Here is a 26,470-nt window from a genome sequence, read left to right as displayed (position 1 = left end):
TGCGCGTTTCGAAGGTACAGTCCCTTTTCACGTCCGCCGCATTCCCACGGTGACGCGGGGGTATCGCGATCAAACAGGCGCTTTACCGAAGATGCGGTATGGCCTAAGCCGCCTTTCGAAACCGAGATGGAGAGATGCGATGGATTTCACGCTGAGCGAACGGGAAACCTATTTCCGCGACCGGGTCCGCGAGTTCATCGCCAAGGAAATCGCGCCGCGCCAGGCCGAGCACGACCGGCAGCATCACGAAGGCGATCCGTGGAAGGTGATCCCCGTGATTGAGGAGGTCAAGGCGAAGGCGCGCGAGGCGGGGCTGTGGAATTTCTTCATGCCGCCGCATTCGGGGCAGCAGCATGTCGACGACACGTTCCAGTTCGAGGGGACGCAGCTGACCAACCTCGAATATGCGCTGTGCGCCGAGGAGATGGGCAGGATCGGCTGGGCGAGCGAATGCTTCAACTGCTCGGCGCCCGACACCGGCAACATGGAAGTGCTGCACCGCTACGGCACGCTGTCGCAGAAGGAGCAGTGGCTGCGCCCGCTGATGAACGGCGAGATCCGCTCCGTCTTCCTGATGACCGAGCCGGCGGTCGCTTCGTCCGACGCCACCAATATCGAGACGCGGATCGAGCGCGACGGCGACCATTATGTCATCAACGGCCGCAAATGGTGGTCGTCGGGCGTGGGCGATCCGCGCTGCAAGATCGGCATCCTGATGGGCAAGACCAGCTTCGAGGGGTCGCGCCACCAGCAGCAGAGCCAGATCCTGGTGCCGATGGACACGCCAGGCGTGAAGATCGAGCGGATGCTGTCGGTCTACGGCTATGACCATGCGCCGCACGGCCATGGCGAGGTGAGCTTCACCGACGTGCGCGTGCCGGTGGAGAACATCCTGCTGGGCGAGGGTCGCGGGTTCGAGATCGCGCAGGGGCGGCTGGGGCCGGGGCGCATCCACCATTGTATGCGCACGATCGGCGTCGCTGAAGTGGGCATCGAGAAGATGGCCAAGCGGCTGCTGAGCCGCATCGTGTTCGGCAAGCGCATCGCCGACCATTCGATCTGGGAACAGCGCATCTCGCGCGCGCGCATCGACATCGAGATGACGCGCCTTCTGTGCCTGAAGGCCGCCGACATGATGGACCGCGCCGGCAACAAGGCCGCGCAGCAGGAAATCGCGATGATCAAGGTGCAGGCGCCGAACATGGCGCTGCAGATCCTGGACGATGCGATCCAGGCGCATGGCGGCGGCGGCGTGGCGGAGGATTACGGGCTGGCGCATGCCTGGGCCGCGATGCGCACGCTGCGCTTCGCCGACGGCCCGGACGAGGTCCACAACCGTGCGATCGCGCGCAACGAATTCGGCAAGCACGGCGAATGGAAGGCGGAACGCCCGTCGAACGACCGCGGGCCGGAGGTGTCGAGCGGCGATATCGGGGTGAGCCGGTAACGCGTCCGCGCCGTACCCGCGCCGGGCAACGGCGCGGGGCGGCCCGGTAGGACGATAGGGGAGAGGACCCAATATGAAGGCCGCAGTCCTGTTCGAGACGCGACAGCCGCTGGAGGTGGCGGACGTCGTGGTCGCCAATCCCGGCCCGCGCGAGGTGCTGATCCGCACGCGCGCGGTCGGCGTGTGCCGGTCCGACCTGCATTTCGTCGACGGCACCTATCCGCATGCACTGCCCGCCATTCCCGGTCATGAGGCGGCGGGCGTGGTGGAGGCGGTAGGCAGCGAGGTGCGCACGGTGAAGCCGGGCGACCATGTCGTCACGTGCCTGTCCGCTTTTTGCGGGCATTGCGAATTCTGCATTACCGGCCGCATGTTCCTGTGCGTCAGCGCCGAGACGCGGCGCGGCAAGGGCGAGGCGCCGCGGCTGACGCTGGCCGACGGCGGCGTCGTCAACCAGATGCTGAACCTGTCCGCCTATGCCGAGATGATGCTGGTCCACGAACATGCGTGCGTCGCGATCGACCGCGACATGCCGCTGGACCGTGCCGCGCTGATCGGCTGCGCGGTGACGACCGGCGCGGGCGCGGTGTTCAACACGACCGACGTGTCGCCGGGCGAGACGGTGTGCGTGGTGGGATGCGGCGGCATCGGGCTGGCCGCGGTCAACGCCGCCAAGATCGCCGGCGCAGGCAAGATCATCGCGCTGGATCCCGTCCCCGAAAAGCGCGCGATCGCGGAGAAGCTGGGCGCGACCCACACGTTCGACGCGATGGCCGAGGGCGTGGTGGCCGAGGTGGTCGAACTGTCGAAGGGCGGCGTCGACCATGCGATCGAGGCGGTCGGGCGCCCGCAATCGGCAGCGACCACCGTGTCGGTGCTGCGCCGCGGCGGCACCGCGACGATCCTGGGGATGATGCCGCTGGCCGAGAAGGTCGGGCTGTCCGCGATGGACCTGCTGTCGGGCAAGAAGCTGCAGGGCGGGTTGATGGGATCGAACCGCTTTCCGGTCGATATCCCGCGGCTGGTCGATTTCTATCAGCGCGGGCTGCTCGACCTCGACACGATCATCGCCGAGCGGCTGCCGCTCGACCGGATCAACCATGCGTTCGACGAGCTTCGCAAGGGCGATGCGACGCGCAGCGTGATCACCTTCGACGCATGACCGACAGCAACCTCCAGGCCGAGATCGCCGAGCGCGACCGGCTCGACACCGATCGCCTGTCGGCATGGATGCAGGCGCATGTCGACGGCTTCGCCGGCCCGCTGACCTACGCAAAGTTCGCGGGCGGGCAGTCCAACCCGACGTACAAGTTGCAGACGCCGACGCGCAACTATGTCCTGCGGCGCAAGCCGATGGGGGAATTGCTGCCGTCGGCGCACCAGGTGGATCGCGAGCATCGCGTGATGGCCGCGCTGCACCCCACCGGCTTCCCCGTGCCGCGCCAGTATGGCCTGTGCGAGGACGATGCGGTGATCGGATCGGCCTTCTACGTCATGGAGATGGTGGTCGGGCGCACGATCTGGGACGGCGCGATGCCCGACCTGACCCCGGAGCAGCGCCGCGACCATTATCACGCGATGATCGACACGCTGGCCGACCTGCACAATGTCGATCACGTCGCGATCGGGCTGGAGACGTTCGGGCGCCCGGGCAATTATTTCGAGCGGCAGGTATCGCGCTGGATCAAGCAGTATCGCGGTGCCGAGACCGAGCACATGCCCGCGATGGAAAGCCTGATCGAATGGCTGCCGCGCACGGTGCCCGAACAGACGCGCACGTCGATCGTCCATGGCGATTACCGTGTCGATAACATGATCTTCGCCCCCGGCACCGACGCGCGCGTTCTGGCAGTGCTGGACTGGGAATTGTGCACGCTGGGCGATCCGATCGCGGACCTGACCTATTATCTGATGAGCTGGGTGACCGAACCCGAAGGGCGATCGGGCGTGATGGGGCTGACCGGGCCGGACACCGGCATCCCGCATGTCGAGGAGATGGTGGAACGCTATTGCGCGCGCACCGGGCGCGACGGCGTGCCGCAGCTCGACTGGTATTTCGCGTTCAACCTGTTCCGGCTGGCCAGCATCGTCCAGGGGATCAAGAAGCGCGTGCTGATCGGCACCGCCAGCAACGCGCGTGCCGAGGAAACCGCCAAGCGCGTGCCGATGCTGGCCGACGCCGCGTGGCATTTCGCGCAGAAGGCGGGGGCCTAGCTCTCGCATCGGAATAACGGAGAGACCCCAGCTTTCGCTGGGGTGACGCCCGTGAATTGCAGGAGGGATGATGTCGCTGTTCGATCTGACCGGGAAGGTCGTGCTGATCACCGGATCGTCGCGCGGGATCGGCAAGGCGAGCGCGATCGCCTGTGCCGAGCAGGGCGCGAAGGTGGTGATTTCCAGCCGCAAGCAGGATGCGTGCGATGCGGTGGCGGCGGAGATCAACGCGCGTTTCGGCGCGGGGACCGCGATCGCGGTGGCGGCCAACATCTCCGACAAGGCCGGGTTGCAGGCGCTGGTCGATGCGACGCGCGCGGCGTTCGGGCGCGTCGACGTGCTGGTCTGCAACGCGGCGTCCAACCCCTATTACGGGCCGCAGGAAGGGATCGCCGACGAACAGTTCCGCAAGATCCTGGACAACAACATCATCTCCAACCACTGGCTGATCGGGATGGTCGCGCCGGAAATGAAGGAGCGCGGCGAAGGGTCGATCGTCATCGTCAGCTCGATCGGCGGTTTGCGCGGATCGACGGTGATCGGCGCCTATTGCATCAGCAAGGCCGCCGACATGCAGCTGGCGCGCAACCTGGCGCACGAATACGGCCGTCACGGCATCCGCGTGAACTGCATCGCGCCCGGCCTGATCAAGACCGATTTCGCCAAGGCGCTGTGGGAGGACGAGGCGGCGGTGGCCGAACGCAACGCCACCACCCCGCTGCGCCGGATCGGCGAGCCGGAGGAGATCGCGGGCGCGGTCGTCTATCTCGCCAGCCCCGCCAGCGCGTTCATGACCGGGCAGACGATGGTGATCGACGGCGGCGTGACGATTTGAACCCGCGCGGCCCGGCGGATGCCGGGACCAGCCGGGCATGACGGAGAGTGAGATGCGGTTCCAGGACAAGTCGATCATCGTCACGGGTGCGGGTTCGGGCATCGGGCGCGCGGCGGCAACGCTGTTCGCGGCCGAGGGCGGGCGCGTGGTGGTGGCGGACATCAACGAGACCGCCGACGCGACCGCGCAGGCGATCCGCGACGCGGGCGGCACCGCCGAGGCGATCCGCATCGACGCGGGCAACGAGGATGACGTCGCCAAGGCGGTGGCGCTGGCGGTCGAGCGGTTCGGCGGGCTGGACGTGATGTTCGCCAATGCCGGCATTTCGGGGGGCATGGCCAATATCTTCGACACCGACGTGTCGCTCATCACCGAGGTGCTGCGCGTCAACCTGATCGGCCCGTATCTGGCGGTGAAGCATGCCGCGCCGCAGATCGCCGAGCGAGGCGGCGGGGCGATCATCCTGACCGCGAGCGTCGCGGGCATCCGGTCGGGCGCGGGATCGCCGGCTTATTCGGCGTCCAAGGCCGGGGTCATCAACCTGGCGATGGTGTCGGCGCAGCAACTGTCGGGATCGAACGTGCGCGTCAACGCGATCTGCCCGGGGCTGACCGAGACCGGCATGACCAAGCCGACGTTCGATTACGCGCGCGACGCGGGCAAGATGGACCGGGTCGGCCGGCTGAACCCGCTGCGCCGCGGTGCGCAGCCGGAGGAGCTGGCGAAGGTGGCGCTTTTCCTGGCGAGCGACGATGCCAGCTACGTCAACGGCCAGGCCATCGCGGTCGACGGCGGGCTGTCGTCGAGCCACCCGGTCACCAAGCAGGAATATGGCCGCACCGCCGTGTAGGCGCGACGGGCGCGGAACGGTGTGGGGCTAACATGGGTTTCTCCTGCGATCTCAGGAGAACCACCATGCAGGCGCCCGTCCGTTACACCCCCGCCGTCGAGGACGTGAAGCCGGACGAGGCCGACGTGGTCCGCCAGCTGAACGAGGCGTTCGACACGATCCTGGAGACGACCGCGAAGGATTACGGCCATGCCGTGCGCGCGGTCCATGCCAAGTCGCACGGGATCATCGAGGGCACGCTGACGATCGACGCCGACCTGCCGCCCGAATTGGCGCAGGGGCTGTTCGCGACACCGGGCGAGCACAAGGTGTTCCTGCGCCTGTCGACCAATCCGGGTGATATCCTGGACGATGCGATCTCGCTGCCGCGCGGGCTGGCGATGAAGGTGCTGGACGTCGAGGGCGAGCGGTTGCCGGATGCGGAGGGGACCACGCAGGATTTCGTGATGGTCAACGCCACCGCGTTCCAGGCGAAGAGCGCGGACAAGTTCCTGGGCAACCTCAAGCTGCTGGCGAAGACGACCGACGTGGCCGAAGGCGGCAAGAAGGCGTTGTCGGCGGTGCTGCGCGGGGTGAACAGCGCGCTGACCGCGGTGGGGATCGAGAGCGCGACGATCCGCACGCTGGGCGGCGCGCCCAACGTCGACCCGCTGGGCGAGACCTATTTCAGCGCGACGGCGTTCCGATATGGCGACCATATCGCGAAGTTCAGCCTGAAGCCGGTCGCGCCGGGGCTGTGCGAGCGGACGGGGGCGATCATCGACACGAGCGGCGACCGCGACGCGATCCGCGCGACGGTGCGCGAGGAGATGCAGCGCATGGACGGGGAATGGGAATTCCGCGTCCAGCTGGCGCGCGATCCGGACCGCCAGCCGGTCGAGGATGCGACGGTCGAATGGGACGAGGCGGAGGCGCCGTTCGCGCGCGTCGGTGTGGTGCGGGCGCGCGCGCAGGACAGCTGGGACGCCGACCGCGTCGCTGCGGTGAACGAAGGGATGCGGTTCAGCGTGTGGACCGGGCTGGCGGCGCACCAGCCGCTGGGCAACATCAACCGTGCGCGCCGGGACACCTATCGCCATTCGGCCGATGTCCGTGCGCGGGTGAATGGATGCCCGATCCACGAACCGACACGAATGGCCGAGCCGGCATGACGGCTTAGCGCCGCGTTAACCGTTGCGGGTGCACGCAGTCGGCGACGAAGCACGGTGATGGTGGCGATGCGAAGCGATCTGTTGTGGGAAGCGATCGACCGGTCGCAGATGGTAATAGAATTTACCCGCGACGGGATGATCGTCCCCGCGAACGATCTGTTCCTGGGTGCCACCGGCTATCGCCTGCAGGAGATCGTCGGGCGGCACCACCGCATCTTCTGCACGCGCGACGATGCCGCATCGCCCGCCTATGGCGCCTTCTGGCACAAGCTGTCGTCGGGGCAGTTCGAGGCGGGGCGGTTCCATCGCCTGGCGGCGGACGGAGGCGATCTGTGGTTGCAGGCCACCTATACGCCGGTGCTGGGTCTTGACGGGACGGTGGATCGGATCGTCAAGTTCGCGGCCGATATCAGCGACGAGGTCCGCCGGCAGGGCGAGTTGCGCTCGCAACTGTCGGAGATCGCGCGCCATCGGCTGGTCGCCGACGAACAGCGCGACGAAACCGATGCGATGCTGACCAAGCTGGGCCGGGTGGTCGATTCGATCGCCGGGATCGCGGAACAGACCAACATGCTGGCGCTCAACGCCTCGATCGAGGCGGCGCGCGCGGGTGCGGCGGGGCGCGGCTTCGCGGTGGTGGCCAGCGAGGTCAAGAAGCTGGCCAACGACACCCATGCGGCAACGGCGCGGGCGCGGGCGATGATCGCCGGCTGACGCCCGCCAGCGTCAGCCGCGCGGCTGACGCATCCGGATCAGCCCTTCCTGCGCGACGCTGGCGATCAGCCGGCCGTCCGCGCTGAAGATCTTGCCGCGGTTCATGCCGCGACCATGGCCCGCCCAGGGGCTGTCGGTGGTGTAGAGCAGCCATTCGTCGGCGCGGAACGGTTCGTGCAGCCACAGCGCATGATCCAGGCTGGCGCTCTGGAACCCCGGCGAGGTCCAGTTGACGCCGTGCGGCAACATGCACGTCCCCAGCAGCGACATGTCGCTGGCATAGGCCAGGATCGCGCGGTGCACCGACGGATCGTCGCCGATCGGCGCGACGATGCGGAACCAGCTGTGCTGGACCGGATCGGTGGGCACGGGGCTGGCCCAGCGGCGCGGGTAGACCGGGCGCAACTCGATCGGGCGCGGGCGCAGCAGCGCGCGGCGGAATTTCTCGTCCACCCCGGCGCTGTCGGCGGCGCGCAGCTCGGCCTCCGACTTCAGTTCGTCGGGGGCGGGCACCTCCGGCATCGCATCCTGATGCGCATAGCCTTCCTCCGGCATCTGGAACGAGGCGGCCATGTTGAGGATCGGTTGCCCGCGCTGCATCGCGATGACCCGGCGGGTGGCGAAGCTCTTGCCCTCGAAATCGCGCACGACGCGGTAGATGATCGGATGATCCTCCGCACCTGCGCGCATGAAATAGGCGTGGAGCGAATGCGCGATCTTGCCCGACGGATCGGTCGACCGCTGCGCCGCCTGCAACGCCTGCGCGATCACCTGCCCGCCGAACACGCGCCCGACCCCGCCGCGCGAGCGGCGCCCGCGGTACAGATCGGTGTCAATCTCCTCGACGTCGAGCAGGTCGACCAGATCGGCGGCGAGGTCGGCGGGGGTGGGGGGCGTTTCGGTCATGCTACATGCTCCGCGCAGGCGGGAGCCCAGGGCCACACGCGGTGCGCTCGTGATACTGGGCTCCTGCCTGCGCAGGAGCACGTGGGCCGTCAATAGCCGGCGGTTTTCGCCAGCAGATCGGCGTGGAAGTTCGCGTCGCCGAACATTTCCGCCAGCACGCGCCCGCTCTTCATGTAGAAGCCGATGTCATATTCGTCGGTCATGCCGATGCCGCCGTGCATCTGCACGCCTTCCTGCACCGCCAGCGTGGTGGCCAGCCCGGTCATCGCCTTGGCCACCGACACCGCCTGATCCGCCTTTTCGTCGCCGGCGTCGAGCAGCTGCTGCGCCTTGAGCACCGCGGCGCGAGCGACCTCCATTTCCGAATAGAGGTGCGCGGCGCGGTGCTGGAGCGCCTGGAAGCTGCCGATCGCGACGCCGAACTGCTTGCGGTCCTTGAGATAGCCGACGGTCATGTCCATCGCGCCGCCGCCGACGCCGAGCATTTCGGCCGCCGCGCCGGTGCGGCCGGCGCGCAGCAGGCGCGACAGCGGATCGCGGCCGGCGTCGACCTCCCCGATCACCGCATCGGCATCCACCTCCACCCCGTCGAAGGCGATGCGCGCTGCCAGGCTGGCGTCGGCCAGCCGCTCCGGCGTGGCGGTGAGGCCAGCGGCATCGCGCGGCACCGCGAACAGCGTCACGCCCGCATCGTCATCCGGCGACCCGGCGGTGCGCGCCGCGACGATCAGCAGATCGGCGACATGGCCATGGGTGACGAACTGCTTGGCGCCCGTCAGGCGGAAGCCGTTGCCCGATCGTTCGGCCTTCATGCCGACGCTGGAACGGTGCTTCGCGCCCTCGTCGATCGCCAGCGCGGCGACGGTTTCGCCCGCCAGGATGCCGGGGAACCAGCGGTCGGCCTGGGCGGTGCCCTTCAGTGCCTCCACAGCGGCGACGGCGGTGGTGAGGAACGGGGAGGGCGACAGGTTGCGGCCGATCTCCTCCAGCACCACGCCCGCCTCGACATGGCCGAGGCCCAGGCCGCCGGCGTCCTCGCCGATCAGGATGCCGGTGAAGCCCATGTCGGCGAACTGTTTCCACAGGTCGCGGGAAAAGCCGGTCGCGTCCTTCGCATCGCGCAGCGCGCGCATGTGGCTGACGGGGGCGTGTTCGGTGACGAAATCCTTCGCGGTGTCGCGCAGCATCGTCTGTTCGTCGTTGAGGAAAAGGGGCATTTGAAACTCCGTCGCCCCTGCGAAGGCAGGGGCCTATTTCTGTCGGGTGTGCCGCTGCGGGCAGTCACACGATCGTCGATCCGCGTGTCGAGCTGTGTTCATCAACTCGGCAGCCATGGGCCCCTGCCTTCGCAGGGGCGACGATGGTGTCTACGAGGGCAATTCCAGGATGCGCTTGGCGATGATGTTGAGCTGCACCTCGCTGGTGCCGCCCTCGATCGAATTCGCCTTGGTGCGCAGCCAGGCACGCGCCTCGCGCCCGCCGTCCGACGCCTCGCTTTCCCATTCCAGCTCGTCGGAGCCGCCCGCCGACATCAGCAGTTCGTAGCGCGTCTTGTTCAGCTCCGTGCCGTAATATTTCATCATGCTGGGCTGCGCGGGATGGGCGCGGCCGGCCTTCAGCTCGTCGATGAACCGCTCGCTCTGCGCCGCGAACGCCTTGGCGCGCACGTCGAACAGCGCCAGTTGCGCGCGCAGCAGCGGATCGGCGAGCTGCCCATCGTCGCCGGTGCCGACCGAGCGCTTCGCCACCTCGACCAGCGGGTTCTTCGCACCGGTGCCGCCCAGGCCCATGCCCGAGATCATCTCGCGCTCATGCCCCAGCAGGTATTTGGCGACGTCCCAGCCCTTGTTCAGTTCGCCGACCAGATTTTCCTTGGGCACCTTCACATTGTCGAAGAAGGTTTCGCAGAAGGGCGAATAGCCGCTGATGAGCAGGATCGGCTTGGTCGACACGCCCTCGCTGGCCATGTCGAACAGCACGAAGCTGATGCCGTTGTGCTTGTTGGTCCGGTCGGTACGCACCAGACAGAAAATCCAGTCGGCCTTGTCGGCGTAGCTGGTCCACACCTTCTGCCCGTTGACTAGGAAGTGATCGCCCTTGTCCTCCGCGCTGGTGGCCAGGCTGGCGAGGTCCGACCCGGCGTTCGGTTCCGAATAGCCCTGGCACCAGCGGATTTCGCCGCGCGCGATTTCGGGGAGGAAGCGCTTCTTCTGCTCTTCCGTCCCGTATTTCAGCAGCGCCGGCCCGAGCATCGAGATGCCGAACGAGTTGAGCGGGTTGCGCGCGCGGATGCGGGCCATTTCCTCGCGCAGCACCTTGGTTTCGGCCGCCGACAGGCCGCCGCCGCCATATTCCGTCGGCCAGTCCGGCACGGTCCAGCCGCGCTGGCCCATCGCGTCCATCCACTGTTTCTGCGCCGGGGTCAGCGCGCTCTGGTCGCGGCCGCCCCATACGGCGTCCTTTTCGCTGCGCACCGGCTCGCGCATTTCGGGCGGGCAATTGGCGTCAAGCCAGGCGCGCGTGTCGGCGCGGAAGGTGTCGAGATCGGTCGTCATCGGTCACTCCATGAAAGCTCGTGCGCCGCGCGGGCGGCGGCGATGGCGGTGCGGTCGGCGAACAGGTCCGCGATCACCTGCACGCCGATCGGCAGGCTGTCGGGATCGGTGCCGATCCGCACGCTGGTGGCGGGCAGCATCGGGAAGGTCGCGAGGCCCGGGAAGGCGAACTGGTGGAAGAATTGCGTATCCTCGCCATCCACGTCGAGCCGGCGGGTGGCGAGCGGGGTATCGTCGTGCGCGAAGGCGGTCATGCCGACGGTCGGCGCGATCACCACGTCATAATGTTCGAACAGGCGCCGCCACTGGCGCTGGTTGCGCGCCTGTTCGTCGTGAAGGTGGAGCCAGTCCTCCAGCCCGGGCGGTACGGCCCCGTCGGGTAGCGGCATCCGGCGCGACATGGCGATGTTCAGCATCTGCCAGTAACCGGCATGCTGGTGCGCCAGATCGGGGAGCAGCGGGCTGGTCCGGTGGACCTCGGCACCCGCGGCGGCGAGCCGATCGCCCAGTTCCTCCAGCGCGGCGACGATCGCGCCCTGCACGCGCGCCAGCGGATGACCGGTCAGTAGCAGCACGCGCCACGTACCGGGCACATGTTGATACGCGGGGGCCAGCGGGTGATCTGCGACGACGCCCAGCGCGACCTCCAGATCGGCGGGATCGCGCGCGAGCGGGCCGATCACCGACAAGGCGGTGCGCGCGCTGTCGGTGCCGGGGAAATAATGGCCGTCGACCGGCAGCACGCCCCACGTCGGCTTGTGCCCCCAGATGCCGTTGAAGGCGGCGGGGACGCGGATCAACCCGCCGATGTCCGAGCCGAATTCCAGCGGGACCATCCCCGATGCGACCGCCACCGCCGATCCGCCCGACGACCCGCCGGCGACGCGCGAGGGATCGACCGCATTGTTGGTGCGGCCATAGACCGGGTTGTTCGATTGCAGATCGGACAGCGCGGGGGGCACGTTGGTCTTGCCCAGCAGGATCGCGCCGGCGGCCTTCAGCCGCTTCACCGCGACGGCATCTTCCGTCGCAATGAAGTCGCGATGTTCGGCGAACCCGAAGGTGGTGGGCAGGCCGGCGACGTCGAAGCTTTCCTTGATCGTCATCGGCACGCCGAGCAGCGGCGCGTCGAAGCCGGCGGCGATGCGCCGGTCGAGGTCCGCGGCGGCGGCGCGGGCGCGATCGCCGTCGTGCACCACCACCGCGTTGAGCGCGCCGTCGCGCGCCGCGATCCGCGCAAGGGCGGCCTCGGTCTCGGCCAGCGCGGTGGTTTCCCCTGCGCGGATCGCGGCGGCGGTGGCGAGGGCGGTGCGTTCGGTCATTGCGGTGCCTTCACCCTGATGAGGGCCGTCACCCCGGCGCAGGTCGGGGTCCCTGGCGGGGATGTGCGTCCCGCCGGGGAAGACCCCAGCTTTCGCTGGGGTGACGGAAGGGAGGCTGGCGGTTGGGTCATCGTACCGTCCCTCGGCTCTCGCGAGACCGTTGCGAACGTCATCTCCGTCATGCCGGACCTGTTCCGGCATCCACCGTTCCGCATCCCCGGCAACGATGGATTGCGCGGCCCGGTGGACCCCGGAACACGTCCGGGGTGACGATGGCCGGGATCGCCGATCTGCACGTTTCGCAACGGTCTCGCTTTCGCCGGAGTTACGCGCCGGTCACTTGAACGACCCGCCGGTGTCGGCGGCGGTCTTCAGGCTTTGCGCGACCTTGAAGCCGTGCTTTTCAAGCCCTGCGACGACCTTCGGCAGGCCTTCGGTCTGGGCCCAGAACATCGGGCCGCCGCGATAGACCGGCCAGCCGTAGCCGTAGATCCACACCACATCGATGTCGGACGCGCGCTGCGCCTTGCCTTCCTCCAGGATCAGCGCGCCTTCGTTGACCATCGGATAGAGGGTGCGCTCGACGATTTCCTGGTCGGTGATCTCGCGCTTCTGCATGTTCGACCGGCTGCGGAAATCCTCGATGATCTCGGCGACGCGCGGGGACGGGGTGGGGTTACGCTTCTCGTCGTAATCGTAGAAGCCGGCGCCCTTCTTCTGGCCCCAGCGCCCCTCGGCGGCGAGCGCGTCGCGGATGCTTTCGATGCGCGAGGGGTCGCGGTGCCAGCCGATGTCGACGCCCGCCAGGTCGGCCATCTGGAACGGCCCCATCGGCATACCGAAATCGGTGTGCACCTTGTCGATCTGCTGCGGGGTGGCGCCCTCCATCAGCAGCTTGTTCGCCTCCAGCTGGCGCGGGGCGAGCATGCGGTTGCCGATGAAGCCGTGGCACACGCCGGCGACCACCGCGACCTTGCGGATCTTTTTGGCCAGATCCATCACGGTGGCGAGCACGTCCTTGGCGGTTTTCTCCCCGCGGACCACCTCCAGCAGCTTCATGACGTTGGCGGGGGAGAAGAAGTGCATCCCCACGACGTCCTCGGGACGCTTCGTCACCGTGGCGATGGCGTCGATGTCGAGGTAGCTGGTGTTGCTGGCCAGGATCGCGCCGGGCTTGGCGATCGCGTCCAGCTTCGTGAAGATGTCCTTCTTCACGTCCATATTCTCGTACACCGCCTCGATGATGAGATCGCAATCGGCGAGATCGTCGAGGTTGAGCGTCGGCTTCAGCAGCCCCATCGCCTTTTCGGGGGCATCGGGCTTGATCCGGCCCTTGGCGGCGGACGCCTCGTAATTCTTGCGCATGACGCCGGTGCCGCGGTCGAGCGCCTCCTGCTGCATCTCCACGATCGTCACCGCGATGCCCGCCGACAGGAAGTTCATGCTGATCCCGCCGCCCATCGTGCCCGCGCCGATCACGCCGACGCGGTTGATCGGGCGCAGCGGGGTCTTGGGATCGACGTCGTCGATCTTGGCGGCCTGCCGCTCGGCGAAGAAGATGTGGCGCTGCGCGGCGGATTGCGTGCCGGTCATCAGCTTCATGAACTGTTCGCGCTCGAACGTCATGCCCTCCTCGAACGGCTTCTCGCTCGCCGCGACGACGCAGGCGATGCACGCCTCGGGCGCGTCGAAGCCGCGCATCTTGCGGCCGTTGGCCTTGCGGAACGCCTCGACGGCGTCGGGATCGGGGGCGGCGGCCTTGTCGCGGACGCGCGGGATCGGGCGGGCGGCGGCGATCTCACGCGCGAAGGCGATCGCATCGGCCTCCAGCGAGCCTTCGCCGACGACCTTGTCGACCAGCCCGACGTCGGCGGCCTTCTGCGCGGGGATCGGATCGCCGATCGCGATCATCTCCAGCGCGGCCTTCACGCCGACGACGCGCGGCAGCCGCTGCGTCCCGCCCGCGCCGGGCAGCAGGCCCAGCTTCACTTCCGGCAGGCCGAGCTTCGCCGAGGGGACGGCGACGCGATAATGGCACGCCAGCGCGACCTCGCACCCGCCGCCCAGCGCGGTGCCGTGGATCGCCGCCACGATCGGTTTCGGGCTGGCGTCCATCATGTCGATCGCCTCATGGAGCGAGGCGCCCTTCGGCGGCTTGCCGAATTCGGTGATGTCCGCGCCGGCGAAGAAGGTGCGGCCGTCGCAGCGCAGCACCATCGCGGCGATGCTGGCGTCGGCGACGCCTTCCTTCACCCCGGCCTCCAGCCCGTCGCGGACCGCCGCGCCGAGCGCGTTGACCGGGGGCGAATCGGAGATGATGACCAGGATATCGCCGTGGCGTTCGGTGCGGACGGGGGAAGTCATTGCTTTTCGGTCTCCTAAAACGTCACCCCAGCGAAGGCCGGGGTCTTGAGCCGCCAGAGACCCCGGCTTTCGCCGGGGTGACGGCGCCGGGGGATCAGGTCAGCGCGGCATAGATCATCGTCTTCAGCTCGCGCCGGATCGGGTAGAGCATGGACGGCGACAATTGCGTCATGAAGACCATGTGCAGCCGCTCCACCGGATCGATGAAGAAGGCGGTCGAGAACATCCCGCCCCAATAATATTCGCCGACCGACCCCGGCATCATCGAGCGCGCGGTGTCGATCGTCACCGCGAAGCCCAGGCCGAAACCGGTGCCGGCGTTCTGCGTCTCGCTGAACAGCGAGCGCGACAGCGTGGACAGGTCCGCGCCGCCGGGCAGGTGGTTCTGCGTCATCAGCTCGATCGTCTTGCGACCGAGGATGCGCGCGCCGTCCAGCTCGCCGCCGTTCCGGCACATGCAGCAGAAGCGGTGATAGTCGAGCGCGGTCGACACCAGCCCGCCGCCGCCGGACATGAAGCGGAACGGGGTGGACCACATGCTCTCCGCGCCGCGATCGAACATCTGGCGCCCCTTGCCGGGGACGACCGTGTAGCAGTCGGTCAGCCGGTCGATCTTGTCCGCGGGCACGGTGAAGAAGGTGTCGTGCATCTTCAGCGGCGCGAAGATCCGCTCCGCGAAGAACTGCGGCAGCTTCATGCCCGACACGCGTTCCACCACCAGCCCGAGCACATCGGTGGCGACCGAATAGTTCCAGCCGGTGCCGGGCGAGAATTCCAGCGGCAGCTTGCCCAGCGCGGCGACGAAGCCGTCGAGGTCGTAGTTGCCGTGCCAGTTCTCCAGCTTCAGCTCGCGATGCGCGGCGTCGATGTTGCTGCGGTTCTGGAAGCCGTAGGTGAAGCCCGCGGTATGGCGCAGCAGGTCGACCATCCGCATCGGCTGCGCGCACGGTTTGGTGACGAACGGCACGCCCGCGCCGCCGCCGTCATAGACGCCGACGCCCTTCAGTTCGGGCAGGACGTGATGGACCGGCGTGTCGAGTGCGACCTTCGCCTCCTCCACCAGCATCATGAACGCGACCGAGGTGATCGGCTTGGTCATCGAGGCGATGCGGAACAGCGACGATTCGTCGATCGCGGCGCCGGCGCCGTCGCGGGCGGCGCCCTGCGCGCTGAAGTGGACAATCTGGTCGTCGCGCGCGATCAGCAGCTGGGCGTGCGGCAGGTGGCCGGGATCGAGATAGCGATCCTTCACGAAGGCATCGATCGCGGCGAGCCGGCGCTGGTCGAAGCCGTGCTTGCCGGGGTTCGCGATCTTCATGGCCTCTCCATACCAGCGGTTCGAAATGCTGATCGACTCCTACCGCTTGAGCGGGAGGGAAATCAACTCTAGTCTCGACCGGAAACGGACCCGATCTTCAAGTCGGATCGGGCGACGAACGGAGGGATACGCGTGACGAGCAACCAGGCCTGGCCCGCAATGGGCATGGACGAGGTCCGCGCCGCGCTGACGGCGCCGGGTGCGCGGTTCGAGATGGCGACGGTGGATATCCGCGGCATTCCGACGCGCATCTGGAAGAACGCGCCGCCGCACATGGCCGCGCTGGTGCGCCTGTCGCGCACGCACGGCGCGGCGCTGGCGACGATCCACGACGACGAGCGGGTGACGTTCGAGGCACAGTTCCGCGCGATCGCCGCGCTGGCGGCGCATTATCGCGCGCTGGGCGTCCAGAAGGGCGACCGTGTCGCGGTGGCGGCGCGCAACCTGCCCGAATGGATCGTCGCCTTCTTCGCCGCGACGACGATCGGCGCGATCGCGGTGCCGCTGAACGCGTGGTGGACCGCAGAGGAGCTTTGCTACGGCCTCGCCGATTCGGGGGCGGTGCTGCTGGTCGCCGACGACGAGCGGTGGCAGCGCGTGGCGCCGCATCGCGGCGACTTGCCGGACCTGCGCCACGTCATCGTCGCGCGCGCCGCCACGCCGCTGGAGGGCGCGGAGCGGATCGAGGACGTGATAGGCACGCCGCACGACTGGGCGTCGCTGCCCGACCGCGACCTGCCCGACACCGACCTGTCGCCGGAGGACGAGGCGACGATCCTGTACACCAGCGGCACCACCGGCAAGCCCAAGGGCGCGCTGGCGACGCATCGCAATTTCATGACCAACATCCTGTCGAGCGGCTATGCCGCGGCGCGCAGCATCCTGCGCAGCGGGCAACCGCTGCCCGATCCGGTGCGCAAGGTATCGCTGACGGTCATCCCGCTGTTCCACGCGACGGCGTTGTCGGCGGGGCTGATGGGCGCGATGGCGGCGGGGCATACCAACATCTTCATGCGCAAGTTCGAGGCGCTGCGCGCGATGGAGATCATCGAGCGCGAGAAGGTGAACGTGACGGGCGGGGTGCCGACGATCGCGTGGCAGATCCTGGAACACCCCGAACGCCACCGCTACGATCTGTCGAGCCTGGAGAGCGTCGGTTACGGCGGCGCGCCGTCCGCGCCCGAACTGGTGCGCAAGATCGCCGCCGAGCTGAAGGCCGCGCCGGGCAACGGCTGGGGCATGACCGAGACGACCGCGACCGTCACGACGCACAGCGGCGAGGACTACCTGAACCGCCCCGACAGCTGCGGCCCGCCCGTCGCGGTCGCCGACCTGCAGATCCGCGCCGAGGACGGCGTCACGGTGCTGCCGACCGGGCAGATCGGCGAGTTGTGGGCGCGCGGGCCGATGATCGTGAAGGGGTACTGGAACAAGCCGGAGGCGAGCGCGGCGACGTTCGTCGACGGATGGGTGCGTACCGGGGACCTGGCGCGGCTGGACGAGGAAGGGTTCTGCTTCATCCTGGACCGCGCCAAGGACATGGTGATCCGCGGCGGCGAGAACATCTATTCGACCGAGGTGGAGAACGTCCTGTACGATCACCCGGCGGTCACCGACTGCGCGCTGATCGGGCTGCCGCACCGCATCCTGGGGGAGGAGCCGGCGGCGGTGGTGCATCTGGCGCCCGGCGCCGAGGCGAGCGAGGCGGAATTGCAGGACTGGGTGCGTGCGCGGCTGGCGGCGTTCAAGGTGCCGGTGGCGATCCGCTTCGCCGCCGACATGCTGCCGCGCAACGCCAACGGCAAGATCCTGAAACGCGACCTGAAAACCTTGTTCGAGGATCGCATCGCCGCCTGAATCGTTTCGCTGCGGTTACGGCATCTGGCCGTTACCGGGGAGAGCGGGATGCGGGTGACGAAGGATTTCCTGCGCGGGCGCGGTCGCCACGCCATGTCGGCGCAGGAGAAGGACATATTGGAAGCCGCGGTGGAGCGTGTCGAGACGCTGCCCGCGCGGACGATCGTGACGCACCGTGGCGAGCCGGTGCGGTACAGCACATTGTTGCTGGACGGCGTGATGTGCCGGTACATGGATGCGCGCGACGGGTTCCGGCAGCTGGTGGCGTTGCAGCTGCCCGGCGACTTCATCGACCTGCACGGCTATCCGCTGAAGCGGCTGGACCATGACGTCGGCACGTTGACCGAGGCGCGGGTGGCGCTGGTACCGCACGCGCGGATCGACGCGATTCTGGCGGAGCACCCGCATCTGACGCGGCTGATGTGGCGATCGACGCTGCTGGACGCGGCGCTGCACCGCGAATGGATCTTCCGGCTGGGGCGGCTCGACGCGGTCGGGCGGGTCGCGCATGTCGTCATGGAAAGCTATCACCGGCTGCGGGTGGTCGGCCGCGCCAACGACGGCGTCTTCGCCTTTCCGCTGACCCAGCAGGATCTGGGCGAGGCGTGCGGGCTGACCGGCGTGCACGTCAACCGCACGCTGCGGCGGCTGCGCGAGGACGGGTTGATGGACATGGCGCGCGGACAGGTGCGCATCCTGGACCTGCCGCGAATGGCGCGGGTGGCCGAGTTCGAGTCGGACTATCTCTACCTGGATGAGGCCGGCGGGGGGCTGGGTGCGGCACCGCCGGGCGGGTGACGCCGCGCCGGCTGGTCGTCCTGTCCCCTCGCGACGCTTGTTGCGCCTCCTCCAATGTCGTTAGGTCGCATCATGTCCGATCCCACGCCTCCCGCCCCGGCCGCCGCCGCCGTCCCGCCCACCGACACGCTGGGCTATCCCGCGTCGCCCGATAGCGATCCGGTGATCGCGCTGCGCCGCGACCGGTTGCTCGCGGCGCTGACGCTGACCGCCGGGCTTGGCCTGATGGTCGGGCTGCCCTTCGCGTTGAAGGAGGGTGCGGAATTCTTCATGCCGACCGCGGTGGCGCTGGTCGTGTCGCTGGCGCTGATCCCGCTGCTGGAATGGCTGGAGCGGCGGCGGCTGCCGTCGGCGGTGGCGGCGCTGCTGTGCGTGGTGCTGTTCCTGATCATCGCCAATATCGCGCTGGCCGCAATCGTCGTGCCGGCGACGGAATTCTTCCGATTGCTGCCGACGCGGATCAACCGCATCCAGAACAATCTGGCGCCGCTGCTGGACCTGTATTCCAGCCTGGAACGCTACGCCAACCGCACGCTGCGGCAGATCGCCAGCACGCCCGTGCGCCCGTCGCCGACCGCCGCGGTGGCGCCGCCCAGTTCGATCGTGGAGCTGGCGGCGACATCGGCGCCGGCGGTGATCGTGCAGGTGTTCTACGCGATCCTGGTCAGCTTCTTCTTCCTGTCGGGCTGGACGCGCCTGCGCGAGCGGATGATCACCGGGCGCGCCAGCTTCGGCGGCGCGATGGCGACCGCGCGCGTGCTGCAGGAAATGGTCGACGACGTGTCGAGCTATCTGGGGACGATCACCGCGATCAACGTCGCCCTGGGCGCGATCGTCGCGGGCGCGCTCCACCTGCTGGGAATGCCGTTCCCGCTGATGTGGGGCGGGATCGTCGCACTGCTGAACTACATCCCCTATTTCGGGCCGGTCGTCGCGGCGCTGTTGCTGGCGGTGGGCGGGCTGATGACCTTTTCCGACGTATGGACCGCGCTGGCGGCGCCGGCGATCATGTATGGCGCGCACCTGATCGAGGCGAACGTGGTGACGCCGCTGATCGTCGGGCACAGGCTGACCATCAACCCGGTGATGATCCTCATCTCGATCAGCTTCTGGGGATGGGTGTGGGGCACGGTGGGCGCGCTGCTGGCGGTGCCGATCCTTATCATCGTGCAGACCATCCTGTCCGCCGCGGGGCGCCCCGACATCGCCGGGTTCCTGTTCGAACACGGCACGCTGACGCGCCAGAAATCGGGCGAGGGACGCAGCGGATGGCGTGTTCGTGAAAAAGACGACGAATAAGCGTTGACAGCCCCCGGCGCGCCGCCTAGTTGGCGCGCCTCACGCTTCTCCAAGCGGGTGTAGCTCAGTTGGTTAGAGCGCCGGCCTGTCACGCCGGAGGTCGCGGGTTCGAGCCCCGTCACTCGCGCCATCCCCTGCGGTTGTCCGCAGCGTATTGCGTGGAAACCCCCGCCATTACCGATCGTTATGCTTCCTGCACTGCAGGAGCTGGATCCGGATGGCGCGCGGGTATCCCGATGGATTGCAGGCCGATCACACCGTTCGTCGCCGGCGCGCGGCCTATGCCACGCCGGTAGCGATGCTGCTGCTGGGGGGCGTGCTGATGCTCGCGCTAACGGGGATGCTGGGGGGCGCGCGGTCGCCGGCGATGCGGGCGGACGCCCCGGACGCCGTCCTGACCGTCAAGACGCCGCGCACGCTGCGCAGCGGGCTGTTCTTCGAAACGATCGTCACCGTGGCGGCGCGGCGCCCGATCGCCGATGCGGTGGTGGCGGTACCGCCCGCGCTGTGGCGCGACATGACGATCAACACCCAGCTGCCCGCCGCCGAGACGGAGGCGTTTCGCGACGGGCGCTGGCACCTTCATTACGGGCCGCTGGCCGCCGGTGAGCGGCTGGAGGTGAAAATCGACGGGCAGATCAACCCGCCGCTGACGATCGGCACGCGCGGCGACGTGACGCTGCTGGACGGCGAGCGGGAGCTGGCGCGCGTACCGGTGACGATGCGGGTGCTGCCCTGATGGATATCGTGCTGCGCGCCACCGCGATGTTCTTCATCCTGTTCGGGCTGGTCCGGCTGCTGGGCAAGCGCGAGCTGGGGCAGATGACGCCGTTCGAGGTCGTCGTGCTGGTGGTGATGGGCGACTTGATCCAGCAGGGGGTGACGCACAACGACTTCAGCCTGACCGGCGCGACGCTGGCGATCGTCACCTTTTCCTTCTGGGGGCTGGTGCTGGGGTGGCTGGCGTATCGCTTTCCGCGGCTGAAGACCGCGCTGGAGGGGGCGCCGCGCGTCATCGTGCGGCACGGCGAGCTGCTGGAACACCAGTTGCACCGCGACCGCATGACGCGCGCGGAGGTCGAATCGGAGATGCGGCTGGCGGGGATCGCGCGGATGACCGATGTCGACTGGGCGATCCTGGAGCCGCAGGGGAAGATCAGCTTCATCCGCCGCGACGGCGGGGAGGCGCGCCAGCAGGACGACGATACCCCCGCGGGCTGACGCGCGCTACCGCCAGCGCCCGGTTTCCATCCAGCGTAGCAGCGGTTTGAGCGGCGCGATCCACACGATCCCGGTGACGAGGTAGAAGACCGCCTGCACCGGCCACGGCCAGCCGCCGACGACCGCCGACAGCGACGCGATCGCGACGCACCACACGACGATCAGCGCCAGGATCGCGAGCATCCCCGCCGGCTTGCGCCAGGACGGCGTCATGCGGCGATCCATTCGCGTTCGGTGGCGATGGCGTGGAGCGGCACATCCCACGAATCGGCGGGGATGGCCGCGACTTCCTGCACGCTCCACGCGACGCCGATCCGGCGCGCATCGGGCCAGGCGGCGAAGGCGCGGTCGTAATGGCCCGCGCCCTGGCCCAGCCGGTTGCGCGCGCGGTCGAACGCGACCAGCGGGGTCAGCACGATATCGGGGGCGAGCGGCTCGGCATCGGCGGCGGGCTGGCTCAGCCCGAACGGGCCGCTGCCCAGCACCACCTCAGGATCCCAGCGCAGGAAGCGCAGCGGAGTCGCGCGGTCGACGACATGCGGCAAGGCCAGCCGGCATCCCAGCGCGGTCGCCGCGCGCTCCAGCGGGGCCGGATCCGCCTCGCTGCCGATCGGGATGTAGCTGGCGACGACCAGGCCCGGGGCCAGCAGCGCCTCGAACGCCGGATCGACGCCGATCGGCAGGTGCGGGGCGGCGGCGAAGGCGTCGCGCGCGGCGCGGATCGCGGTGCGCAACGGGCGCTTGTCGGTCATCGCGGCTCCTGTGCGAAGGACGGGGGTGCGCAAGCGGGAAGGGGCGGGGTGGCGGGACCGCCATGGCCGTTGGCCAAAGTATCCACTGACGCCCAGTACGTCAGGTGGGGATCATGTGCGTCGGGCCAGGACCCGGGCAGGGACAACCCCCATGGATGATGAATAGCCTCAGGGATAATTTCAGGCTCGTACCGGGCAGAACCCGCCACGCGGTGATCTAGGCGCTCGGCGTCTTATTCTCAAGGGCGTCGGCAAGCGATTCGAGCCGGCGGGTCAGCCGGTCGAGCGCGGCGGCCTCCGGCGTTTCGGGCGGCGGCTTCTGCCGTTCGTCGATCAGCTGGTCCGCGACCATCAGTGCGGCGAGCAGCAATGCGCGGTTCGCGCCACCCGCGCCCGATGCGCGGCGCGCGTCGGCCCAATGTTCCTCGATGATCGCGGCAGCCTGGCGCAGCCGGTCCTCGCCGCCGTCGCGGCAGCCGACGTCGTGGGTCGTGTCGCCGATCCTGAGGGTGACGATCGCCATCAGTCGTTCCCTTCGCCCGCGATGATCTCGTCCAGCGCGGCCACCGCCTCGCCCATCCGTTGCCGCAGCAATGCGTGGCGGCGTTCCATCACGGCGGCGGCGGTGCGGCGTTCGTCCACCACCCGTTCGATACGGTCGATGGCGGCTTCGAGCCGGGAGATCGCGGGATTGTCCATGGCGCTTGCGATAGGATCGCGTGCCAGCCCCGACAAGCCCGATCGCGCCCCGTTACCGGACGGGACGACGCGCCGCGGCGGTTGACGGACGCGCCCGCGCCTGCGCAAAGACCCGCCGTTCACCGAATATCGGGCGAGGGAGGCATCATGACGAAGGTAGCGATCAACGGCTTCGGACGTATCGGCCGGCTGGTGGCGCGCGCATTGCTGGAGCGCGGCAGCGAGCTGGAACTGGTGGCGATCAACGACCTGGCCGATACCAAGTCGAACGCCTGGCTGTTCAGCCGCGACAGCGTGCACGGCAAGTATGCCGGCACCGTCGAGGCCGACGGGCAGGACATGGTGATCGACGGCAAGCGCATCCGCGTCACCGCCGAGCGCGATCCCGCGAACCTGCCGCACAAGGAACTGGGCGTCGACCTGGTGCTGGAATGCACCGGCTTCTTCACCGACCGCGCCAGCGCGCAGAAGCACATCGACGCGGGTGCCAAGAAGGTGCTGATCTCCGCCCCGGCCAAGGGCGTCGACCTGACCATCGTCTACGGCGTGAACCACGACAAGCTGGAGGCCGGGCACACGATCGTGTCGAACGCATCGTGCACCACCAACTGCCTGGCGCCGGTGGCCAAGGTGCTGAACGACGCGATCGGCATCGAACGCGGGCTGATGACCACCATCCACGCCTATACCAACGACCAGAAGATCCTGGACCAGATCCATCCCGACCTGCGCCGCGCGCGTGCCGCGGCGATGAGCATGATCCCCACCACCACCGGCGCGGCGCGCGCGGTGGGCGAGGTGCTGCCCGAGCTGAAGGGCAAGCTGGACGGTTCGGCGGTGCGCGTGCCGACCCCGGACGGCAGCCTGGTCGACCTGACCTTCACTCCGAAGCGCGACACCACCCGCGACGAGGTGAACGCACTGCTGAAGGCCGCGGCGGAAGGCCCGATGAAGGGCGTGCTGGAATATTCGGACGAGCCGCTGGTGTCGATCGACATCGTCCACACGCCGTTCTCCTCGACGGTCGACAGCCTGGAAACCGCGGTGCTGGACGGCAAGCTGGTGCGCGTCGTCAGCTGGTACGACAACGAATGGGGCTTCTCCAACCGCATGGTCGACACCGCGACGGCGATGGCGAAGCTGGGGTGATGAGCGCCCCGGAGACGTCACCCCAGTGGAAGCTGGGGTCTTTCCGTAACCGGGAGATGCCAGCTTTCGCTGGCATGACGTCATGGCGGGGCGCGCGATGACCGGCCGCTTGCTGGGCATCGCGCGCCATGCCCGGTCGCGCGCGCCGATGGAGCTGGTCGAGCGGGTCGAGGTGACGCGCGACGGCGGGATCCACGGCGATTTCCGCGGCGCGATGCGCGGCAAGCCGTACAAGCGGCAGGTCACGCTGATCGAGCGCGGCGACTGGGACGGGGCGATGGCCGCGGTGGGGCATCGCATCGGCTGGCAGGAACGGCGCGCCAACCTGCTGGTCGACGGGATCGACCTGCCCAGGGTGCCGGGCGTGCGGCTGCGGATCGGTGCCGACGTGGTGCTGGAGATCACGCGCGAATGCGATCCGTGCGAGCGGATGGAGGCATTGGCCGATGGCCTGCGCGCGGCGTTGACGCCCGACTGGCGCGGCGGCGCTTGTGCGATGGTGGTCGAGGGCGGATGGATCGCGCTCGACGATGCAATCAGGATCGAGGAATCATGACCAAGTCGTTCCGAACGCTGGATGATATCGGTGAAGTCCACGGCCGCCGCGTGCTGGTGCGCGAGGATCTGAACGTGCCGCTGGCCGATGGCCGCGTCACCGACGACACGCGGCTGCGCGCCACCGTCGCGACGGTCGCCGAACTGGCCGACAAGGGCGCGATCGTGCTGGTGCTGGCGCATTTTGGCCGCCCCAAGGGCGTGCCGTCCGCGGAGACGTCGCTGGCGCAGATCGTCACGCCGTATGAGGCGGTGCTGGGCCGTCCGGTCCGCTACGTCGACTGGGAAGGCGCCGCCGACGCGGTGGCGACGATGCAGCCGGGCGATATCGGCGTCCTGGAGAACACGCGCTTCTTCGGCGGCGAGGAGAAGAACGATCCGGCGGTGGTCGCGCGGTTCGCCGCGCTGGGCGAGCTGTACGTCAACGACGCGTTTTCCGCGGCGCACCGCGCGCACGCCTCGACCGAGGGGCTGGCGCATGCGCTGCCCGCGTTCGCCGGGCGCGCGATGGAAGCGGAACTGGATGCGCTGGAAAAGGCGCTGGGCACGCCCGAGCATCCGGTCGCGGCGGTCGTCGGCGGGGCGAAGGTGTCGACCAAGCTGGACGTGCTCAAGCACCTGGTGGCGAAGGTCGATCACCTCATCATCGGCGGCGGTATGGCCAACACCTTCCTGGCGGCGCGCGGCGTCGACGTGGGCAAGAGCCTGTGCGAGCATGACCTGACCGGCACCGCCGAGGAGATCCTGGACGCCGCCGACAAGGCCGGGTGCACCGTGCACCTGCCGTATGACGTGGTGGTCGCCAAGGAATTCAGGGCGAACCCGCCGACGCGCACCGTCAACGTGCATGAAGTGGCGGCGGACGAGATGATCCTGGACGTCGGCCCCGCCGCGGTCGAGGCGCTGGGCGACGTGCTGAAGACATGCCGGACGCTGGTGTGGAACGGCCCGCTGGGCGCGTTCGAGACCGCGCCGTTCGACGCCGCCACGGTGGCGCTGGCGCGGACCGCGGCGGCGCTGACCAAGGAAGGCAGCCTGGTGTCGGTGGCGGGCGGCGGCGACACGGTCGCGGCGCTGAACCACGCGGGCGCGGGCGAATCGTTCACCTTCGTCTCGACCGCGGGCGGCGCGTTCCTGGAGTGGATGGAAGGGCGCGAGCTGCCCGGCGTGGCGGCGCTGCTGCGCGACTGAGGCGCCGGCCGCCCGCGCTATGCCGCCGGCGCGGCGGGCGCGGGCGCCGGCTCCTTCAGCAGCGGGACGATCACGCGGTTGAGATCGTCGAGCGTGAACGCGCCGGCTGCGGCGTAGCGGATGCGCCCGGCGCGATCGATGACGTAGTTGGTCGGCAGCGCGGTGATATCGCGATACGCACCGGTCATCCGGCGGACGGGCGTGATGTGCAGCGCGGCGAACAGCGGCTTCATCCTCGATATTGGAAGCGAATCCTCCGTCATCGCGGCGAATACGCGCAGGCCGTGGCGCTGTTGCAGCGCGTAATAGGCATCGAGCAGCGGCAGTTCCTGCCGGCACGGTCCGCACCAGGTCGCCCAATAGTTCAAGATCACCACCTGCCCGCGCAGCTGATCGGACGTGATCTTCGCGCCGTCGATCGTGGTGAGCGTGAAGGCCGGCGCGACCTGGCCGACCGATGGTGGGCGTGCGGTCGCCGGCCCGAGCGCGATGGTCGCCGAGAGCAGCGCGGCGGCCGGTAACAGGCGTGTGCGAATCGTCACGATGAAGTCCCCCCGCCGCGCAACGTGCGACGATGGGACGATGCGAGTCAAAAGCCGGTTGCGTCCTTGCGGCCAAGTCACTACGTTAAACGCGTTAAACGGAGAAGCATGTGCTGGGCGTCAGGCTCGATACCGAACTCGAGGAGCGGCTGGCGGCGGTCGCCCGCACGCAAGGGCGCAGCAAGAGCGATATCGCGCGCGAGGCGGTGCGCCGCTACGTCGAACTGCATGACGAGGCGTTCCGGCGCGAGGCGCGACGCCAGTCGACGCGGGCATCGCGGCGCGACACCGCGGTCGACTACGCCTTCTGGGAACGTGCCGAATCGGAGGATGCGGCATGGCGGTGACGCAGGTGGCGGACGCCGCCGCGGCGGCGACCGGAAGCGAGCCGGTGATTCAGCACGGCGCGATCGTGATGGTCGATGCGCCGGAGGGGATCGACGGTACGCCGCGCGCCTGCGTGGTGGTGCAGGCCGATCTGTTCAACGAAACCCATGCGACCGTCACCGTCTGCCCGCTGACCACGGTGGTGGGGGGCGAGGCGCTGTTCCGCGTCGCCATCTCTCCGCAGGAACATACCGGGCTGCCGGTGGAGTGCGAGGTGCAGGTCGATCGCATCACCAGCATCCGCCGTCATCGCATCGTCAAGGTCATCGGCCATGCCTCCGCCACCCGCATGGAGCAGGTGGATCAGGCATTGCGCCGCTGGTTAGCTTTGTAATCAAACAGAT

General features: G+C 68.6%; 28 protein-coding genes and 1 tRNA gene. 18 read left to right on the top strand and 11 right to left on the bottom strand.

Going from position 1 to position 26,470, the window contains the following annotated elements:
• The first annotated feature begins 139 nt into the window (after positions 1 to 139).
• From COA07_RS04285 to COA07_RS18680, 7 genes are all read left to right on the top strand, one after another.
• A complete protein-coding gene (locus COA07_RS04285) occupies positions 140 to 1,447 on the top strand; it encodes an acyl-CoA dehydrogenase family protein (protein WP_066707382.1) in 1,308 nt (435 codons plus the stop codon).
• A gap of 73 nt (positions 1,448 to 1,520) precedes the next feature.
• On the top strand, positions 1,521 to 2,609 hold the full coding sequence (locus tag COA07_RS04280) for a Zn-dependent alcohol dehydrogenase (protein ID WP_066707379.1): 1,089 nt from the start codon (positions 1,521 to 1,523) through the stop codon (positions 2,607 to 2,609).
• A complete protein-coding gene (locus COA07_RS04275) occupies positions 2,606 to 3,661 on the top strand; it encodes a phosphotransferase family protein (protein WP_066707376.1) in 1,056 nt (351 codons plus the stop codon). Before COA07_RS04280 ends, COA07_RS04275 begins: the two co-directional genes overlap by 4 nt.
• Positions 3,662 to 3,731: 70 nt before the next feature.
• A complete protein-coding gene (locus tag COA07_RS04270) occupies positions 3,732 to 4,496 on the top strand; it encodes an SDR family NAD(P)-dependent oxidoreductase (protein ID WP_066707402.1) in 765 nt (254 codons plus the stop codon).
• A 52-nt stretch (positions 4,497 to 4,548) separates the two neighbouring features.
• Positions 4,549 to 5,346 (top strand): SDR family NAD(P)-dependent oxidoreductase, encoded by a 798-nt coding sequence (locus COA07_RS04265; RefSeq protein WP_066707367.1) that lies wholly within the window; start codon positions 4,549 to 4,551, stop codon positions 5,344 to 5,346.
• 65 nt (positions 5,347 to 5,411) lie between these two features.
• Positions 5,412 to 6,497 (top strand): catalase family protein, encoded by a 1,086-nt coding sequence (locus COA07_RS04260; protein WP_066707365.1) that lies wholly within the window; start codon positions 5,412 to 5,414, stop codon positions 6,495 to 6,497.
• 66 nt (positions 6,498 to 6,563) lie between these two features.
• The gene (locus tag COA07_RS18680; RefSeq protein ID WP_281254068.1) at positions 6,564 to 7,211 is read left to right on the top strand and encodes a methyl-accepting chemotaxis protein; all 648 of its coding nucleotides are present in this window, start codon (positions 6,564 to 6,566) and stop codon (positions 7,209 to 7,211) included.
• 12 nt (positions 7,212 to 7,223) lie between these two features.
• Here the strand turns inward: COA07_RS18680 and COA07_RS04250 are convergent, their stop codons facing one another.
• The 6 genes from COA07_RS04250 to COA07_RS04225 form a co-directional block, all read right to left on the bottom strand.
• Positions 7,224 to 8,117, bottom strand: coding sequence for an acyl-CoA thioesterase (locus COA07_RS04250; RefSeq protein WP_066707360.1), 894 nt, complete (start codon positions 8,115 to 8,117; stop codon positions 7,224 to 7,226).
• 89 nt (positions 8,118 to 8,206) lie between these two features.
• Positions 8,207 to 9,334 (bottom strand): acyl-CoA dehydrogenase family protein, encoded by a 1,128-nt coding sequence (locus tag COA07_RS04245; protein WP_066707357.1) that lies wholly within the window; start codon positions 9,332 to 9,334, stop codon positions 8,207 to 8,209.
• A 150-nt stretch (positions 9,335 to 9,484) separates the two neighbouring features.
• Entirely contained in the window at positions 9,485 to 10,672 is a 1,188-nt protein-coding gene (locus tag COA07_RS04240) for an acyl-CoA dehydrogenase family protein (RefSeq protein WP_066707355.1), read from the bottom strand.
• Complete coding sequence (locus COA07_RS04235; RefSeq protein WP_096640465.1) at positions 10,669 to 11,994, bottom strand: amidase family protein; 1,326 nt, start codon at positions 11,992 to 11,994, stop codon at positions 10,669 to 10,671. Before COA07_RS04235 ends, COA07_RS04240 begins: the two co-directional genes overlap by 4 nt.
• Positions 11,995 to 12,330: 336 nt before the next feature.
• Positions 12,331 to 14,358 (bottom strand): 3-hydroxyacyl-CoA dehydrogenase NAD-binding domain-containing protein, encoded by a 2,028-nt coding sequence (locus COA07_RS04230; RefSeq protein WP_066710085.1) that lies wholly within the window; start codon positions 14,356 to 14,358, stop codon positions 12,331 to 12,333.
• Positions 14,359 to 14,452: 94 nt separating this feature from the next.
• Positions 14,453 to 15,676, bottom strand: coding sequence for a serine hydrolase domain-containing protein (locus tag COA07_RS04225; protein ID WP_066710084.1), 1,224 nt, complete (start codon positions 15,674 to 15,676; stop codon positions 14,453 to 14,455).
• Between the two features lie 159 nt (positions 15,677 to 15,835).
• On the opposite strand from COA07_RS04225, the gene COA07_RS04220 reads away from it, so the two are divergent.
• The 6 genes from COA07_RS04220 (at position 15,836) to COA07_RS04195 (ending at position 20,851) form a co-directional block, all read left to right on the top strand.
• Positions 15,836 to 17,533, top strand: a complete 1,698-nt coding sequence (locus COA07_RS04220; RefSeq protein ID WP_083956823.1) for a class I adenylate-forming enzyme family protein — start codon at positions 15,836 to 15,838, stop codon at positions 17,531 to 17,533.
• A 48-nt stretch (positions 17,534 to 17,581) separates the two neighbouring features.
• The gene (locus COA07_RS04215; protein ID WP_066710080.1) at positions 17,582 to 18,331 is read left to right on the top strand and encodes a Crp/Fnr family transcriptional regulator; all 750 of its coding nucleotides are present in this window, start codon (positions 17,582 to 17,584) and stop codon (positions 18,329 to 18,331) included.
• Positions 18,332 to 18,403: 72 nt separating this feature from the next.
• Positions 18,404 to 19,630 (top strand): AI-2E family transporter, encoded by a 1,227-nt coding sequence (locus COA07_RS04210; RefSeq protein ID WP_083956822.1) that lies wholly within the window; start codon positions 18,404 to 18,406, stop codon positions 19,628 to 19,630.
• A gap of 53 nt (positions 19,631 to 19,683) precedes the next feature.
• A tRNA-Asp gene (locus tag COA07_RS04205) sits at positions 19,684 to 19,760 on the top strand.
• 87 nt (positions 19,761 to 19,847) lie between these two features.
• On the top strand, positions 19,848 to 20,369 hold the full coding sequence (locus tag COA07_RS04200; RefSeq protein WP_066710078.1) for a hypothetical protein: 522 nt from the start codon (positions 19,848 to 19,850) through the stop codon (positions 20,367 to 20,369).
• The gene (locus COA07_RS04195) at positions 20,369 to 20,851 is read left to right on the top strand and encodes a DUF421 domain-containing protein (protein WP_066710075.1); all 483 of its coding nucleotides are present in this window, start codon (positions 20,369 to 20,371) and stop codon (positions 20,849 to 20,851) included. The genes COA07_RS04200 and COA07_RS04195 overlap by 1 nt, the downstream gene beginning before the upstream one ends.
• A 6-nt stretch (positions 20,852 to 20,857) precedes the next feature.
• On the opposite strand, the gene COA07_RS04190 is transcribed toward COA07_RS04195, so the two are convergent.
• The 4 genes from COA07_RS04190 to COA07_RS18185 all read right to left on the bottom strand — a co-directional run bounded on the left by COA07_RS04190 (position 20,858) and on the right by COA07_RS18185 (position 22,302).
• Positions 20,858 to 21,064 carry a DUF2842 domain-containing protein gene (locus tag COA07_RS04190; protein ID WP_066710089.1) on the bottom strand — a complete coding sequence of 69 codons (207 nt, stop codon included), beginning with the start codon at positions 21,062 to 21,064 and terminating at the stop codon, positions 20,858 to 20,860.
• The gene (locus tag COA07_RS04185) at positions 21,061 to 21,603 is read right to left on the bottom strand and encodes a 5-formyltetrahydrofolate cyclo-ligase (protein WP_066710073.1); all 543 of its coding nucleotides are present in this window, start codon (positions 21,601 to 21,603) and stop codon (positions 21,061 to 21,063) included. Before COA07_RS04185 ends, COA07_RS04190 begins: the two co-directional genes overlap by 4 nt.
• A gap of 217 nt (positions 21,604 to 21,820) precedes the next feature.
• Entirely contained in the window at positions 21,821 to 22,126 is a 306-nt protein-coding gene (locus tag COA07_RS04180) for a cell division protein ZapA (RefSeq protein ID WP_066710071.1), read from the bottom strand.
• Positions 22,126 to 22,302 (bottom strand): hypothetical protein, encoded by a 177-nt coding sequence (locus tag COA07_RS18185; protein WP_169803514.1) that lies wholly within the window; start codon positions 22,300 to 22,302, stop codon positions 22,126 to 22,128. Before COA07_RS18185 ends, COA07_RS04180 begins: the two co-directional genes overlap by 1 nt.
• A gap of 147 nt (positions 22,303 to 22,449) precedes the next feature.
• Here COA07_RS18185 and gap point away from each other — a divergent pair, with 147 nt between their 5' ends.
• From gap to COA07_RS04165, 3 genes are all read left to right on the top strand, one after another.
• The gene (gene gap, locus COA07_RS04175; protein ID WP_066710069.1) at positions 22,450 to 23,451 is read left to right on the top strand and encodes a type I glyceraldehyde-3-phosphate dehydrogenase; all 1,002 of its coding nucleotides are present in this window, start codon (positions 22,450 to 22,452) and stop codon (positions 23,449 to 23,451) included.
• Between the two features lie 97 nt (positions 23,452 to 23,548).
• On the top strand, positions 23,549 to 24,007 hold the full coding sequence (locus COA07_RS04170; protein ID WP_066710087.1) for an MOSC domain-containing protein: 459 nt from the start codon (positions 23,549 to 23,551) through the stop codon (positions 24,005 to 24,007).
• On the top strand, positions 24,004 to 25,197 hold the full coding sequence (locus COA07_RS04165) for a phosphoglycerate kinase (RefSeq protein ID WP_066710063.1): 1,194 nt from the start codon (positions 24,004 to 24,006) through the stop codon (positions 25,195 to 25,197). The genes COA07_RS04170 and COA07_RS04165 overlap by 4 nt, the downstream gene beginning before the upstream one ends.
• 17 nt (positions 25,198 to 25,214) lie before the next feature.
• On the opposite strand, the gene COA07_RS04160 is transcribed toward COA07_RS04165, so the two are convergent.
• Positions 25,215 to 25,742: a TlpA family protein disulfide reductase gene (locus COA07_RS04160; RefSeq protein ID WP_375182346.1), complete on the bottom strand. Its 528-nt coding sequence runs from the start codon at positions 25,740 to 25,742 to the stop codon at positions 25,215 to 25,217.
• Between the two features lie 107 nt (positions 25,743 to 25,849).
• Between COA07_RS04160 and COA07_RS04155 the strand changes: the two genes are divergently transcribed.
• Positions 25,850 to 26,086, top strand: coding sequence for a ribbon-helix-helix protein, CopG family (locus COA07_RS04155; RefSeq protein ID WP_066707193.1), 237 nt, complete (start codon positions 25,850 to 25,852; stop codon positions 26,084 to 26,086).
• Positions 26,077 to 26,460 (top strand): type II toxin-antitoxin system PemK/MazF family toxin, encoded by a 384-nt coding sequence (locus COA07_RS04150; protein ID WP_245841991.1) that lies wholly within the window; start codon positions 26,077 to 26,079, stop codon positions 26,458 to 26,460. The genes COA07_RS04155 and COA07_RS04150 overlap by 10 nt, the downstream gene beginning before the upstream one ends.
• Positions 26,461 to 26,470: the final 10 nt, after the last annotated feature.

Origin of the sequence: Sphingomonas adhaesiva, assembly GCF_002374855.1 — a bacterium.
Lineage (GTDB): Bacteria > Pseudomonadota > Alphaproteobacteria > Sphingomonadales > Sphingomonadaceae > Sphingomonas > Sphingomonas adhaesiva.
This window is presented reverse-complemented; position numbering and strand designations above follow the sequence as displayed.

Bases quoted from the DNA above. Each gene is read 5' to 3' on its own strand.
- COA07_RS04285 (WP_066707382.1), top strand. From the start codon at position 140: ATGGATTTCACGCTGAGCGAACGGGAAACCTATTTCCGCGACCGGGTC.
- COA07_RS04280 (WP_066707379.1), top strand. From the start codon at position 1,521: ATGAAGGCCGCAGTCCTGTTCGAGACGCGACAGCCGCTGGAGGTGGCG.
- COA07_RS04275 (WP_066707376.1), top strand. From the start codon at position 2,606: ATGACCGACAGCAACCTCCAGGCCGAGATCGCCGAGCGCGACCGGCTC.
- COA07_RS04270 (WP_066707402.1), top strand. From the start codon at position 3,732: ATGTCGCTGTTCGATCTGACCGGGAAGGTCGTGCTGATCACCGGATCG.
- COA07_RS04265 (WP_066707367.1), top strand. From the start codon at position 4,549: ATGCGGTTCCAGGACAAGTCGATCATCGTCACGGGTGCGGGTTCGGGC.
- COA07_RS04260 (WP_066707365.1), top strand. From the start codon at position 5,412: ATGCAGGCGCCCGTCCGTTACACCCCCGCCGTCGAGGACGTGAAGCCG.
- COA07_RS18680 (WP_281254068.1), top strand. From the start codon at position 6,564: ATGCGAAGCGATCTGTTGTGGGAAGCGATCGACCGGTCGCAGATGGTA.
- COA07_RS04250 (WP_066707360.1), bottom strand. From the start codon at position 8,117: ATGACCGAAACGCCCCCCACCCCCGCCGACCTCGCCGCCGATCTGGTC.
- COA07_RS04245 (WP_066707357.1), bottom strand. From the start codon at position 9,334: ATGCCCCTTTTCCTCAACGACGAACAGACGATGCTGCGCGACACCGCG.
- COA07_RS04240 (WP_066707355.1), bottom strand. From the start codon at position 10,672: ATGACGACCGATCTCGACACCTTCCGCGCCGACACGCGCGCCTGGCTT.
- COA07_RS04235 (WP_096640465.1), bottom strand. From the start codon at position 11,994: ATGACCGAACGCACCGCCCTCGCCACCGCCGCCGCGATCCGCGCAGGG.
- COA07_RS04230 (WP_066710085.1), bottom strand. From the start codon at position 14,358: ATGACTTCCCCCGTCCGCACCGAACGCCACGGCGATATCCTGGTCATC.
- COA07_RS04225 (WP_066710084.1), bottom strand. From the start codon at position 15,676: ATGAAGATCGCGAACCCCGGCAAGCACGGCTTCGACCAGCGCCGGCTC.
- COA07_RS04220 (WP_083956823.1), top strand. From the start codon at position 15,836: ATGGGCATGGACGAGGTCCGCGCCGCGCTGACGGCGCCGGGTGCGCGG.
- COA07_RS04215 (WP_066710080.1), top strand. From the start codon at position 17,582: ATGCGGGTGACGAAGGATTTCCTGCGCGGGCGCGGTCGCCACGCCATG.
- COA07_RS04210 (WP_083956822.1), top strand. From the start codon at position 18,404: ATGTCCGATCCCACGCCTCCCGCCCCGGCCGCCGCCGCCGTCCCGCCC.
- COA07_RS04200 (WP_066710078.1), top strand. From the start codon at position 19,848: ATGGCGCGCGGGTATCCCGATGGATTGCAGGCCGATCACACCGTTCGT.
- COA07_RS04195 (WP_066710075.1), top strand. From the start codon at position 20,369: ATGGATATCGTGCTGCGCGCCACCGCGATGTTCTTCATCCTGTTCGGG.
- COA07_RS04190 (WP_066710089.1), bottom strand. From the start codon at position 21,064: ATGACGCCGTCCTGGCGCAAGCCGGCGGGGATGCTCGCGATCCTGGCG.
- COA07_RS04185 (WP_066710073.1), bottom strand. From the start codon at position 21,603: ATGACCGACAAGCGCCCGTTGCGCACCGCGATCCGCGCCGCGCGCGAC.
- COA07_RS04180 (WP_066710071.1), bottom strand. From the start codon at position 22,126: ATGGCGATCGTCACCCTCAGGATCGGCGACACGACCCACGACGTCGGC.
- COA07_RS18185 (WP_169803514.1), bottom strand. From the start codon at position 22,302: ATGGACAATCCCGCGATCTCCCGGCTCGAAGCCGCCATCGACCGTATC.
- gap (WP_066710069.1), top strand. From the start codon at position 22,450: ATGACGAAGGTAGCGATCAACGGCTTCGGACGTATCGGCCGGCTGGTG.
- COA07_RS04170 (WP_066710087.1), top strand. From the start codon at position 23,549: ATGACCGGCCGCTTGCTGGGCATCGCGCGCCATGCCCGGTCGCGCGCG.
- COA07_RS04165 (WP_066710063.1), top strand. From the start codon at position 24,004: ATGACCAAGTCGTTCCGAACGCTGGATGATATCGGTGAAGTCCACGGC.
- COA07_RS04150 (WP_245841991.1), top strand. From the start codon at position 26,077: ATGGCGGTGACGCAGGTGGCGGACGCCGCCGCGGCGGCGACCGGAAGC.